The organism is Westiellopsis prolifica IICB1 (assembly GCF_004323185.1).
GTDB lineage: Bacteria > Cyanobacteriota > Cyanobacteriia > Cyanobacteriales > Nostocaceae > Pelatocladus > Pelatocladus prolificus_A.
Genome location: NZ_NAPS01000001.1, coordinates 2,205,080 through 2,217,335, shown reverse-complemented (window position 1 = coordinate 2,217,335; position 12,256 = coordinate 2,205,080). Strand labels below are relative to the sequence as shown.

Here is a 12,256-nt window from a genome sequence, read left to right as displayed (position 1 = left end):
TGCATCACAATATTGGGGATTGGGGATCGGGCATTGGGCATGGGGCATGGGGCATTGGGCATTGGGCATGGGGCATGGGGCATTGGGTATTGGAAACAGACTTGTTAAATAATTCCCCCACACTCCCAGACGCGATGAATCGCGTCTCTACATTACTCCCCACACTCCCTTGTCCCCAATCCCCTTTCCCCGATCCCCAATTCTTAGTTGACAGTTAGGGAAAATGTAGTAATAATAGAAAACGGTCATTACACCAATTCACGAGCGGAACTGGCGGAATTGGCAGACGCGCTAGATTCAGGTTCTAGTGTCCACAAGACTTCCGGGTTCAAGTCCCGGGTTCCGCATCTGAAAGTTTATACATGAGATTTTAGATTTACGATTTTGGATGAATCTAAAATCTAAAATCCAAAATCTAAAATTGTGCTGACAAGTTTACAAAATTCTTTAGTTAAGCAAATCAGAAAGCTCCACGCTACCAAGGAACGGCATAAGCAGCAATTGTTTCTCTTGGAGGGAACACACTTGTTGGAGGAAGCTTGTGCTGTCAATTATCCGCTGGCAGTGGTATGCTGTACTCCAGAATGGCAAATATCTCATCCAATGTTATGGGAAGAGGTTTGTCAAAAAAGCGATCGCACTGAAGTTGTCAGTGAAGAAGTAATGGCGGCGATCGCAACTACGGTTCAACCAGATGGAGTTGTGGCGCTAGCGAAACGAGATGTTTCTCCAACTCCCATACCATTTACTGGTGTAGTCCTCGCTTTAGAAACAGTCCAAGATCCAGGGAATTTAGGTACAATGATTCGCACTGCGGCGGCGGCTGGAGCGAGTGGATTGTGGTTGAGTGGAGATAGTGTAGATTTAGATAATCCCAAGGTATTACGGGCTACCGCTGGACAATGGTTTCGCTTACCAATGGCGGTGAGTCCAGATTTAAAAGCGACAGTTACACAAGCTAAACAAGCGGGAATGCAAGTGATCGCCACACTTCCAAATGCAAATTTAACTTACTGGGAGGTAGACTGGCGTCAACCAAGTTTGATTTTATTAGGTAACGAAGGCGCTGGCTTGTCGTCAGAATTAGCAGCAATAGCAGATGTGGAAGTGAAAATTCCCCTTAGTCCTGGGGTAGAGTCATTGAATGTAGCGATCGCAGCTGCATTAATGTTATACGAAGCGCGAAGACAGGGGAAAGGGGATCAGGGATCGGGGAAAGGGAATCAGGGAAAGGGGATCGGGGAAAGGGGAAAAGGGATCGGGGATCGGGGACATGGAGGACACGGGAGAATTATTTAACAAGTCTCTTCCCATTGACACTTGACCAATGACCATTGTACAGACGCGATTTATCGCGTCTCTAATGACCAATGACCAATGACCATCAACTTTTTCCTTTTTGCTGGAAATATTTTTCGATATCAGCAACAGCGTCTTCCCAAAGGTCTAAATCTATGTTTGAGGAAGTTTCGGCTATTTGGCGATCGCGTAGCGGTTCCTTTGGTGCATCGCTTTGATCATCACTATAGGATTGGGGTGTTTGTTCTGTTTGTGTAGAATCATCTTGTAAAATTTGTTGCAGTTTATCTAGGGATTTCTGAAACTCCTGATCAGCGACACGGCGCTGTTGATGCTGATTTTGCTCCATAATTTCATTCCCAATCTCTATTCAATTTATACATTACAAAGGCTGAATGGCAAAATCAGCTAAGGTAACAGTAAAACTCTCTTGCTTTTCTGTTGCGACAAAAGTAACAATAACCTCACAAGCAACTGCAACTGCGAGGATAACTAAGTTACGCGCCAGGGGGTAGTCGCAGATATCATCGTTTGCAGGTGAAGGTACACGGTAGATTTGGTTCCAGATGATTTCTGCATAATTTGAAGCTAAACCCACGTGTAAGCAAGGTATTTGAGAATTATTGCAGTAGTCAAACACAGCTTGTCGGCTACTGCTATTGTCAAAGGTGTCGATGATCAAACCACTATCTGTTAATAATTGATTTGCATTGGTTGGTGTTAATTCTTTTGAACGCCCATCAACTGTGATCCCCAAAGCGCGGTAAAGATTATTGGTGAGGATTTTGGCTTTGTATGCACCAACGTCGGAACGGTAATAAGGTTGAGTAGAAAGGTTACGTTCTTCAATCCTGTCTCTGTCTATGACTCGCAATTTACCAAAGCCAGAACGAGCCAGATTTTCGGTGAGATTTGCACCCAAAGCTCCAGCCCCACAAATGGTAACAGGAAAGTCCCGCAGTTTATGCATTAATGCGAGTGTGCGTTGCAATTGTTCGTGAAAAAACGCGTTAGTCATCCGCCAACAGGTGAAATATGTGATTTTGAAGTCAGAAGAAGCTTGATGTTAGTACTACAGAAAAAAACTGAACTTAACGGTATTCAGGCTTTAGATGAACTTCGAGAAATCATTGATTTTTTACCAATTAGTTCAGCTTTATTAAGACAAGCGGCCTCTTTATGGGCATCTGCTCGCAGTCAAGGTATTCCCACTACCGATGACAAGAGCCTTGATGTAGATATTATCATTTGTACGCAGTTGCGGATACTTAAAGAAGAATTTCCTGGTCGTTATATTGTTATCGCTACCACAAATGTTAAGCATTTGAGTCGCTTTGCTGAGGCTAAAGTCTGGAGAGATATTAATTTCTAAAGTTTTTGAGTCAAGCTTATGAAGCGATCGCTTTCATTTTCAAGAATACATGAAACGTAGGGTTGATAGACACCGCTCTACAAGTTTGTGGTTGATCTGACTAGTCTTTTTACCCAGGATTCGCTAAACTCACGCATATTAAATCGCAGACTTAGGATACGGTTGTGGGAAAGAAAATTCAATTTATAGATAGACTGCGGCTAGGTTTGGCTGTCTCGGTAGCTAAAAGCGTCACTTTGATGGTACGATCGCTACGTTTGGGTGCTGCGTCTGTTTTACCAGGTGCGATCGCGCGTCGGATTGAACCCCGGTTATTGCAATTGCTGAGTCAGCAGGTAAACAAGGGTGTGATTCTGGTTGCTGGTACGAATGGTAAAACCACAACTTCGCTATTTTTACGAGAAATTCTAGAACGCCAAGGTTATCGCGTTGCTCACAATTCTACGGGTGCTAATCTCGAAAATGGTTTGATGACAGCGTTGATGGAAAGCACTAATTTGGTAGGTTCACTCAACGTCGATTATGCCATTTTAGAAGTTGATGAAAATATTTTGCCCAGGGTTTTAGCCCCAATTCAACCAAAACTGATTCTTTGTTTAAACTTATTTCGTGATCAACTGGATAGATACGGGGAAGTAGACACAATTAGTAAACGCTGGGGAAGTGCGATCGCTACTCTACCACATGAAACTATTATTGTTGCCAATGCTGACGATCCAACAATTTGTTATCTTGGTCAACAATTATCTCAACAGCGAGTTTCTTTTTTTGGTTTAAATGAACCAGAACATTATTTAGAAGCGATTCCCCATGCTGTTGATTCTATTTATTGTCCTCATTGCGGACACGCTTTAGATTATCAAGGCGTTTATCTTTCTCATATGGGCGAGTATAGTTGTCCCAGTTGTGGTTTTACCAGAAGTGAACCAACTATTAATAGTAGCCAATGGCCACAAATTCTTATTGGTTTGTACAACAAATACAATACTTTAGCAGCAGTAACAGCTGCTGTGGAATTGGGAATTGATGAAGCTATTATTCGCAATGCAATTCCCAGCTTCCAACCTGCTTTTGGACGTGCGGAAGAGTTAAAAATTAATGGTAAACAGGTAAGAATTTTATTATCAAAAAATCCTGTAGGGACAAATGAAACTATTCGAGTGGTGACTCAAAGTGATAATCAAACAACATTATTAGTATTGAACGATCGCATTCAAGATGGCGAGGATGTATCCTGGATTTGGGATGTAGATACAGAGAAACTAGTCCAACGAGGAGGAACTTTAGTAGTAAGTGGCGATCGCGCCTATGATATGGCTCTGCGTCTACGTTACAGCAATCCTGCACTTCAAAACAATTGTAATTTGATCGTCGAAGCAGATTTGCGCCAAGCTATCAACACAGCTTTGGAACATACCCCAAATCACGAAACCTTACACATCTTACCTACCTATACAGCAATGTTAGATGTACGAGAAGTATTAACTGGTAAAAAAATTCGCTAATTAGATAGTAGAAGCTGATTTTGGTGTCTTGGTGGTTAATTTAAGCCTAAGATCCCCGACTTCTTGAAGAAGTCGGGGATCTGTTGTTCCGAATGATTTAAAGCACTAAAGTGCTTACTACAAACTGTGGTGTTTTACTCTATGACTGCTAATATGGATTTCGGCAATAATTTATCTTTAAACCAAACTATTTTGGCGGGAACATCACTTAATTTCACACCGACTTTATCCAAATTCAAACGTTCGGAAATTGCCAAAATCAAATTATCACATTGAGCGCGTCGGACTTGGGCGAATTTTTTTTGTAAGTATTCTGGTCGCCAATAACCGACTATTTCTAATAGATAACTACGTCCATCGGGATGAACTAACCGAAAATCGGGAATCATCACACTACCAGGAATTGGAATTAAATCAACTTCTCGCTCTAAGGTCCAACAACTTTTAAGTGCATCCCATTTATCAGCAAAGGATGCTTCAATCATACTATCGTAAGGTTTGCCGGGTGGGTAATGAGTCACTAATCCACATTCAGAATTGAGGGTGAAACGTCCAGTTTTCCAGGTTTCTGTATAAAAATCGCGGACTTGTAATGTAGCAGCAAGACTCCATTTGGTAACATGTAATAAAGCAGGAATTAGTTTTGCGATCGCTAAACCATATCGTGTACTCGGATTAAATAAACTCGTTGGTCCATCAATCGTAATTGTAAATCCATGGTCAGCATCACCTTCGATATATGCCATTAATTGAAATAATTTTAAATAGCGAAATAAAAGCTTGTATTCACCAGGAACATTCCGATGAGCATTTAATACTAATTGACTGGCTTTATAAAACACCCCCTGCACTTGCGATAAATTATATCTATGCAATAAATTTTCCGGTTTTGGTGCATCAAAAGTTGTGAGAATTTTATTCTCTGATAAATCAGCATATAATCCATCACGGACTTGCTGTGGTAATATTTCCCGTTCAAGTTCTTGAGTTAAGTGATCAGCTATATTTTTTAATGTTACTTGTGTTAATTCTGAGCTAGGAACAGACTTAGCTGCTAAAGCAAACACCCGTTCTCTTAACATTTGTGGTTCGAGGGGACTCACTACTTCAAATGTACAAAAACCACTTTTAAGTAGATAAGCCAAACCCCTTTTAACTTTATAATCGGTTGTATCACCTTCTAATTCTAATAATTGACGTTCTAATGCGCCTTGAGTCTTTCCCACTGATTCTTGAAAAGAACTAATTAATTCGTTAGCTAAGTCTATATGTTTAGAGTCAAGTTTTAATCTCTTGGGAATAATTTCTTCTCCATTCTGACGATGATGGAGTAAATCTGTTGGTAACATTTAGGTATTTGTCCAGTGTCCAGTGTCGTTAGTACAGACGCGATGAATCGCGTCTGTACAAGTGTCAAGTGTCCAGAGTCAAGTGTCAGTAATTTTTTGACAATTGACTATTGACAATTGACCATTGACTAATTAAATATATTTTTTCAGCAACAAACCTAATTTTTCTTTTGTTGCTGTTGGTACTTTATCTAATGGTGTCAAGATTGCATATTTTAATGCGGAATGAGCAGCGCTGGGTGGTGGGTTTTCACTCAAACGTCGCACTGTTTCTTGAATAACTTTTTGTGCATTGACAGCATTGCGTTGTAAATTATTCACCACCATTTCTACTGTGACACTATCATGATCTGGATGCCAACAATCATAATCGGTGACTAGCGCCAAAGTTGCATAGGCGATTTCAGCTTCCCGTGCTAACTTTGCTTCTGGTAAATTTGTCATTCCAATGATTGTTGCATCCCAACTGCGGTACAGATTAGATTCTGCTTTGGTAGAAAATGCTGGTCCTTCCATACATACATAAGTACCGCCACGATGTAGGGTAACATCTGGGAGATTCAGAGAAGCGATCGCATCTGCAACAACTCCAGCTAAATTATGACAAACTGGATCTCCAAAAGCAATGTGAGCAACTATTCCTTCACCAAAAAATGTAGAAATCCGATTTTTAGTTCGATCAATAAATTGATCAGGAACTACCATATCTAATGGTTTTGCTTCTGCTTTCAAAGAACCTACCGCACTCGCTGAAATCAAATACTCCACACCCAACTGCTTCATTGCATAAATATTGGCACGAAATGGCAGTTCTGAAGGTAAGAGCGTATGATTACGATCATGCCGAGCTAAAAAAGCTACTCGTGTTCCATCCAAAGTTCCTAAAATGACAGCATCAGAAGGTGATCCAAAAGGCGTATTTACTTTCACCTCTTCTACATCTTTCAGAGCATTCATTTTGTATAAACCACTACCACCAATAATCCCAATCCGAGCTTCAGTCATGATTTTTAAGCCTCTAGCTTTTTGCAGTGCCAAGCTATTATGAACTACCTATGCACTCCACAGCTCTATTTTTTGGATGGGAAGGGATTAATTAAAGGGGATCAGGGATCAGGGATTCTCCTCTGGAGAATCCCCGATCCCCTGTCCCCGCTCCCCTCAAAAATATTCTACCCGTGCATCAAAACCGCGATCGCGTAATTGGCTAGAACGTTTTTCAGCTTCGGAGCGATCGCGAAATGCACCTGCATTCACATATTCTCCCAAATTTGACCGCATCGTAAAAGCTTGAGGTACAAACTGACGAACTTGATCAAGAGTATTGGCATCACGAATTGGTACAATTACCACATAGCGATTCTCAACTTTTGAATTCTGTACTCCAGTAGGGTTGCTATTGGTCAATCCTAATGCTTGCCAAGTTTGAAAATCTACAACTCCCGTGGGATTGAGTTTCGCTGTTTGCTGAAATTGGGCGACAGCATCTCTGGTTTCTGTGCCATAGTAACCCGTAATATCCCGGTTAAATAATCCTTGTTGACGCAAACTTTGTTGTACAGCGACAACGCGTGGACTGTTTTCACCCAAACAGATAAAACCACTTGTTGGTGAACAACCAGAGTTATTGAGATTGGAGTAGTTGACATTTGAGTTGTTCGGATTTACGGGATTTACATAATTAGCGTTTGTTGCTATTGCTGTCCAAGTTTGTCCGTCAACAATCCCGTTAGCAGTGAGTCCATTATCGCGCTGAAAACGCACGACAGCATTTTTGGTGACAGAACCAAAATTACCAGTAGGAGTCGCTTGGAAATAACCTAGTTTTGCCAAGTTTCTTTGTAATTGTAATACTTGCGATCCAGCATCACCTTCATTCCAAGCATTGGGATAGTTATCAACTCCACCACCGACAGCATTATTTGATCTTGATGCTAAATTAGTACGTATTACTTGCAAAGTGTTTCCACCAGCAACACCATCAGCCTGCAATCTTTGGGATTGCTGGAATCTAATGACAGCTTGTTGTGTTTCTTGACCAAAGTAACCTGTAACTGGGCCATTAAAGTAACCCAATGTCCGCAAAGATTTTTGCAGTTGTGTGACTGCTGAACCCCTGGTTCCTACTTTGAGGACGTTACTGCTGCTAGTATTACCCCTCGATTGTTGAGATTGACACGCAGCTTGTAGCGATCGCTGAGTTTGGGGTCCCACCTGGCCAATCACAGAAATTTTCTTGGCTTGCTGGAATTTTTTGACAGCATTTTCAGTTAAGGGACCAAAATTACCGTTGATCGGCCCGTTGTAGTATCCTAATTTTTGCAAACATCTCTGGACATTTGTGACTTGAGATCCACTATCACCTCTTCCTAGTGCTAATGCTTGTTCTGCGAAACTGGTCACTGCTAAAGTCAATGCTACAGATAAAAGCCGCATTGCTGCACCACTAGATAATTTGTGCCAATTCCAGTTAGTCATCCGATTTTGGATTTTGGATTTTGGATTTTGGATTGACCCCCAGGATTTATCCGAGAGCTTGAGGATTTTGGATTTTGGATTGGCTACACAGATTTGTAGCATCAAGGAATTATTAGTCATGTTATTAAAAAGCAAATATTTAGAGTTTTCGTCACGGATGACTCCGTATTTTTTGCTACTCAAATATTTTTATTTGCTCAGATAGAATTTAAAGTTGTATTTACACAGAAATATAACATTCTCCATAAAAATTACATAAGAATTTAGTATTTTTTAGTACCAAAGTATATTTTCTCTAAAAATATACTTTAACAAAGCATGTATATAAATATACTTGAGACTCTCACACCCTTCCACCCCTACTAAACAGCGATCGCTCTTGGTAAAATAAGAGTAAAGGTAGTAGAAACTGCTGTACTTTCAACCCTAATAGAACCTTTTAAATGTTTTGCCAGTTTCTGCACTAGTGCTAATCCTAATCCAGTTCCACCGTACTGCAAAGGATGATGTTGGGGAAGGCGGTAAAAGGGGTCGAAAATACGTGCAAGGTTACTAGTTTCAATTGTTACACCAGAATTACTGACCTTGATCTCTACGTTTTCCTGTGTTGCAGATGCAGCAACGGTAATGGATTCACCCGCAGGTGTATATTTACAGGCGTTACTGAGTAATTCTGTAACAATACGTTCCAAGTCCGTGATATCTGTTTCTAAAGGTGGGAGTTCCCCAGCCAAATCCAAAAATAACTGTTGCTGCTGACAAATAGTAACTTCTCGAAAAGATTCCACAATCGGAGGGAGCCAACTGTTGAGATCAATCACGATTACGGTCAAAACTTCGGCTTCTGCTTCTAAATATGTGAGTGAAAGCAGATCATTAATCAGTTTGCTTTCTCGCTGACATTCGTTCTGTAAAATGTGCAACAATTGTGATAAGACATCTGCGTTTAATAATGTTTCTTGCTTGATGATTGTTTCTAAGGTTTGTACAGCTAGGCTAATACTAGTGATTGGTGTTCGCAATTCATGGGAAAGGGATCTGAGAAATTCGTGTTTGACATTGTCCAGTTTTTCAAGTTGGTTTACCTGTGTCTGGGCTAGTTGATAAAGTTTAGCTTGGCGAATTGCGATCGCACATTGATTTGCTACTTGTTGTATCAGCTTGATGTGGGATTCTGCAAACGGTTCTTGGGTGACTTTTGTTAGCCAAATATTTCCCATCACTGTTTCAGCGTCAAAAATGGGACAAGCTAGTTGTGTCACTATCACTAAATTAGGATTCCAATCTCTTAAAACTTCACTAAATTGCAACGACTGTTTTTGTAATAGTGGTTGATACAGTTTGGGAAAATCTGCAACCTGTCGTTTCATTCCTTGATAGACGGGAGGAATAGTACTGTATTTGTGGGCGATAGTAGCAAAAGTATAACTGGGATCATAGAATTCGATGTGGCAATGCTCGATCTCTAATAGCTTTGCTAATTCAGCAATAGCAGTCTCTAAAATATCATCTACCTCTATCGAATCACGGATTTTTTCAGTAATATTTTGTACTAATTGCTCAGACTCCTGTAACTTTTTTTTAGTTTGCAGATGTTGTACTTGTTGACGTAGTTCTGAGTTTTGGATAGCAATACTAATTTGGGTTGCTAATTGTTTGAGCAAATCAATTTCTGTTTGTAACCATTGTCGTGGTTCACAACAATGCTGTGCTATTAACAATCCCCAAAGATCCTGCTGAAATATAATCGGTACTACCAGATTAGCTCTGACTTGCAAAGAGGAGAGAAAATCTATCTGATAAGGATGCAATCCAGCCGCATAAATATCTTCTACAATCTGCATACAACCACGCTTGTAGCGTTCTGCATGTTTTTCGCTAAAGCAAGAGTCTGTGATCTTCATTCCTAAGAGTGGACTACCCGCAGCAATAGTAGATTCTGCAACTATAGTCCCGCTATCACCAGAATCTAGATGGTAAATGAGGACGCGATCGCTTAGTAATAGCCTTCGTAATTCTTTAACTGTAAAATTTAGAATCGTATTTAAATCAATCGATTGACAAATTAGTTGAGCGATCGCACTCAATATTTGATTAGAATTACTGTCTTCTAGATCTATATCAATTTGAAATTTTTGACAGATAGCTTGTGTTAATTCTGCGGTAGATTCTGATGGATTGACATTCATGCGAGAGTCCCTGGTTGGTTTACTGACTCTACTAGGCCTTCTCTCCATAAAATAATATCTAATTGTAGTAAATGCCTTTAAGCACCTTAGACTAAGACTAAGAAGCCTTTGTTGATGAAAATTCTATTCTATGCACTGCTGATGAAAAACCTAGTCAAGCTTATAGTTGCTCAACCTAGTTAACTTTTAACTTAATTATAGAGCTTTAAATATATATTGCAGGATAATTGCAAATAGTTTAAGTTTATTTACTGTATCTTTTTTAGCATTCTTGCATAAATTCATTTTACAAGAAATTGCTATGTGAATAAATTTTACAAATCTTAATATTAGTGCGTTAACAAAGTAACGCACCCTATGAAATATTAGATTAATAAGTAAGTCGGCGGGAGTTATGAAAAGTAAATATGCACCAAACCCTTACAAATGACCAATGACTTTTGACAAATGACTATTGTACAGACGCGATGTTCCTTGCGTCTGTACTTAGCTTTATTTGTACCAATTTACTTAAATTTATTGCTATTCCCCTAACTGATAACTGATAACTGATAACTGTTAACTGTTAAAAACGATCTACCCCATCAATTACTTCAAACTTCTTACTACTCTCACCCATAGCTTTTGCAGCTTCTCCACAAGTGCGTGGGGTTGGAAAAATCTTCTCTGGATTCGCTAAACCTTGAGGATTAAAAACTTGGCGTACCCATTGCATAGTTTCTAAATCAGTTTCCGTAAACATCTCTGGCATGTAACATTTTTTATCTGCTCCAATCCCGTGTTCACCAGAAATACTACCACCAACTCTTACACATAACTTGAGAATTTCTCCGCCCACTTCTTCCACTATTTCTAATGCACCCGGAACAGAATTATCAAACAAAATTAATGGGTGAAGATTTCCATCACCAGCATGAAAAACATTAGCAATCTGATAACCATATTTTTGGCTCAATGCTTCAATTTCTTGCAACACATAAGCTAACTGAGTCCGGGGAATCACCCCATCTTGTACATAATAATCTGGACTCAAATGTCCAGCCGCAGCAAACGCAGCTTTGCGTCCTTTCCATAATTTTAATCGCGTATCTGGATCACTGGCAGAAGTAACATTACGCGCTCCATTTTGTTGACAAATTTCCGCGATTCTTTGTTTATTTGTTGCAACTTCTACAGCCAAACCATCAATTTCTATTAATAGAATTGCTACAGCATCACGAGGATAAACATTTAATGCTGTCACATCTTCCACAGCATTGATGCTGAGATTATCCATAATTTCCATACCACCAGGAATAATCCCCGCGCTGATAATATCAGAAACACTCGCTCCCGCCGCTTCAATACTCGTAAAATCTGCCAACAACACACAGATTGATTCTGCACTTTTGAGGATTCGCAGCGTAATTTCTGTAGCGATACCCAGTGTCCCTTCCGAACCAACAAATATCCCTGTTAAATCATAACCAGGCATTTCGGGAATTTCTCCACCCAAATCTAGGATTTCGCCTTCAGGAGTGACTATTTTTAATCCCAAAACATGGTTAGTTGTCACACCATACTTGAGACAATGCACACCCCCAGAATTTTCCGCAACGTTACCACCAATAGAGCAGATAATTTGACTAGAGGGATCGGGAGCATAGTAAAAACCAGCACCGCTAACAGTTTGCGTTACCCAGTTATTAATTACTCCTGGTTGAACAACAACACGCTGATTTTCTAAATCTATATTCAGAATTTGCCGCATCAAAGAAGTAACAATCAAAACACTATTTTCAATGGGCAAAGCCCCACCTGATAAACCAGTACCAGAACCACGAGCAATAAAGGGGACAGAATATTTATTGCATATCTTCACTACCATTGCCACCTGTTGAGTAGTTCGCGGTAGCACTACCACCGCTGGGCGTTGGCGATAGCTAGTAAGTCCATCGCATTCATAGGTGATCAGTTCTTCACGGCGTTGCACTACACCATTTTTACCAACTGTTGCTTCAAATTCTTTGATAATAGGTTGCCAGTTGCGTTGTTGTTTATCTTGGGTGAGCATAGATTTTTAAG

The 12,256-nt window shown here is 40.1% G+C and carries 10 protein-coding genes and 1 tRNA gene; 4 read left to right on the top strand and 7 right to left on the bottom strand.

What is annotated here, in order from left to right; genetic code table 11:
• Window positions 1–264: 264 nt before the first annotated feature.
• Window positions 265–347, top strand: a tRNA-Leu gene (locus tag B4U84_RS09405).
• Window positions 348–423: 76 nt separating this feature from the next.
• A complete protein-coding gene (locus B4U84_RS09400; RefSeq protein ID WP_131117259.1) occupies window positions 424–1,299 on the top strand; it encodes a TrmH family RNA methyltransferase in 876 nt (291 codons plus the stop codon).
• An 85-nt stretch (window positions 1,300–1,384) separates the two neighbouring features.
• On the opposite strand, the gene B4U84_RS09395 is transcribed toward B4U84_RS09400, so the two are convergent.
• Together B4U84_RS09395 and B4U84_RS09390 are read right to left on the bottom strand one after the other, a co-directional pair.
• Window positions 1,385–1,648: a hypothetical protein gene (locus B4U84_RS09395; RefSeq protein WP_131117256.1), complete on the bottom strand. Its 264-nt coding sequence runs from the start codon at window positions 1,646–1,648 to the stop codon at window positions 1,385–1,387.
• A 33-nt stretch (window positions 1,649–1,681) separates the two neighbouring features.
• Window positions 1,682–2,317: a ThiF family adenylyltransferase gene (locus B4U84_RS09390; RefSeq protein ID WP_131117254.1), complete on the bottom strand. Its 636-nt coding sequence runs from the start codon at window positions 2,315–2,317 to the stop codon at window positions 1,682–1,684.
• Between B4U84_RS09390 and B4U84_RS09385 the strand changes: the two genes are divergently transcribed.
• A complete protein-coding gene (locus B4U84_RS09385; protein WP_207390915.1) occupies window positions 2,297–2,671 on the top strand; it encodes a type II toxin-antitoxin system VapC family toxin in 375 nt (124 codons plus the stop codon). The genes B4U84_RS09390 and B4U84_RS09385 overlap by 21 nt on opposite strands.
• A 164-nt stretch (window positions 2,672–2,835) precedes the next feature.
• Window positions 2,836–4,176 carry a Mur ligase family protein gene (locus B4U84_RS09380; protein WP_131117251.1) on the top strand — a complete coding sequence of 447 codons (1,341 nt, stop codon included), beginning with the start codon at window positions 2,836–2,838 and terminating at the stop codon, window positions 4,174–4,176.
• A 134-nt stretch (window positions 4,177–4,310) separates the two neighbouring features.
• Here B4U84_RS09380 and B4U84_RS09375 read toward each other — a convergent pair whose 3' ends face one another.
• The 5 genes from B4U84_RS09375 to glcD form a co-directional block, all read right to left on the bottom strand.
• A complete protein-coding gene (locus tag B4U84_RS09375) occupies window positions 4,311–5,525 on the bottom strand; it encodes a DUF790 family protein (protein WP_017313625.1) in 1,215 nt (404 codons plus the stop codon).
• A 132-nt stretch (window positions 5,526–5,657) separates the two neighbouring features.
• Complete coding sequence (locus tag B4U84_RS09370; RefSeq protein WP_017313626.1) at window positions 5,658–6,530, bottom strand: S-methyl-5'-thioadenosine phosphorylase; 873 nt, start codon at window positions 6,528–6,530, stop codon at window positions 5,658–5,660.
• A 156-nt stretch (window positions 6,531–6,686) separates the two neighbouring features.
• Entirely contained in the window at window positions 6,687–8,003 is a 1,317-nt protein-coding gene (locus B4U84_RS09365; protein ID WP_131117248.1) for a peptidoglycan-binding domain-containing protein, read from the bottom strand.
• 362 nt (window positions 8,004–8,365) lie between these two features.
• Window positions 8,366–10,192, bottom strand: coding sequence for a sensor histidine kinase (locus tag B4U84_RS09360; protein WP_131118836.1), 1,827 nt, complete (start codon window positions 10,190–10,192; stop codon window positions 8,366–8,368).
• 565 nt (window positions 10,193–10,757) lie between these two features.
• Window positions 10,758–12,245 carry a glycolate oxidase subunit GlcD gene (gene glcD, locus B4U84_RS09355; RefSeq protein WP_131117245.1) on the bottom strand — a complete coding sequence of 496 codons (1,488 nt, stop codon included), beginning with the start codon at window positions 12,243–12,245 and terminating at the stop codon, window positions 10,758–10,760.
• Between the last annotated feature and the right edge of the window lie 11 nt (window positions 12,246–12,256).

Bases quoted from the DNA above. Each gene is read 5' to 3' on its own strand.
- B4U84_RS09395 (WP_131117256.1), bottom strand. From the start codon at position 1,648: ATGGAGCAAAATCAGCATCAACAGCGCCGTGTCGCTGATCAGGAGTTT.
- B4U84_RS09390 (WP_131117254.1), bottom strand. From the start codon at position 2,317: ATGACTAACGCGTTTTTTCACGAACAATTGCAACGCACACTCGCATTA.
- B4U84_RS09375 (WP_017313625.1), bottom strand. From the start codon at position 5,525: ATGTTACCAACAGATTTACTCCATCATCGTCAGAATGGAGAAGAAATT.
- B4U84_RS09370 (WP_017313626.1), bottom strand. From the start codon at position 6,530: ATGACTGAAGCTCGGATTGGGATTATTGGTGGTAGTGGTTTATACAAA.
- B4U84_RS09365 (WP_131117248.1), bottom strand. From the start codon at position 8,003: ATGACTAACTGGAATTGGCACAAATTATCTAGTGGTGCAGCAATGCGG.
- B4U84_RS09360 (WP_131118836.1), bottom strand. From the start codon at position 10,192: ATGAATGTCAATCCATCAGAATCTACCGCAGAATTAACACAAGCTATC.
- glcD (WP_131117245.1), bottom strand. From the start codon at position 12,245: ATGCTCACCCAAGATAAACAACAACGCAACTGGCAACCTATTATCAAA.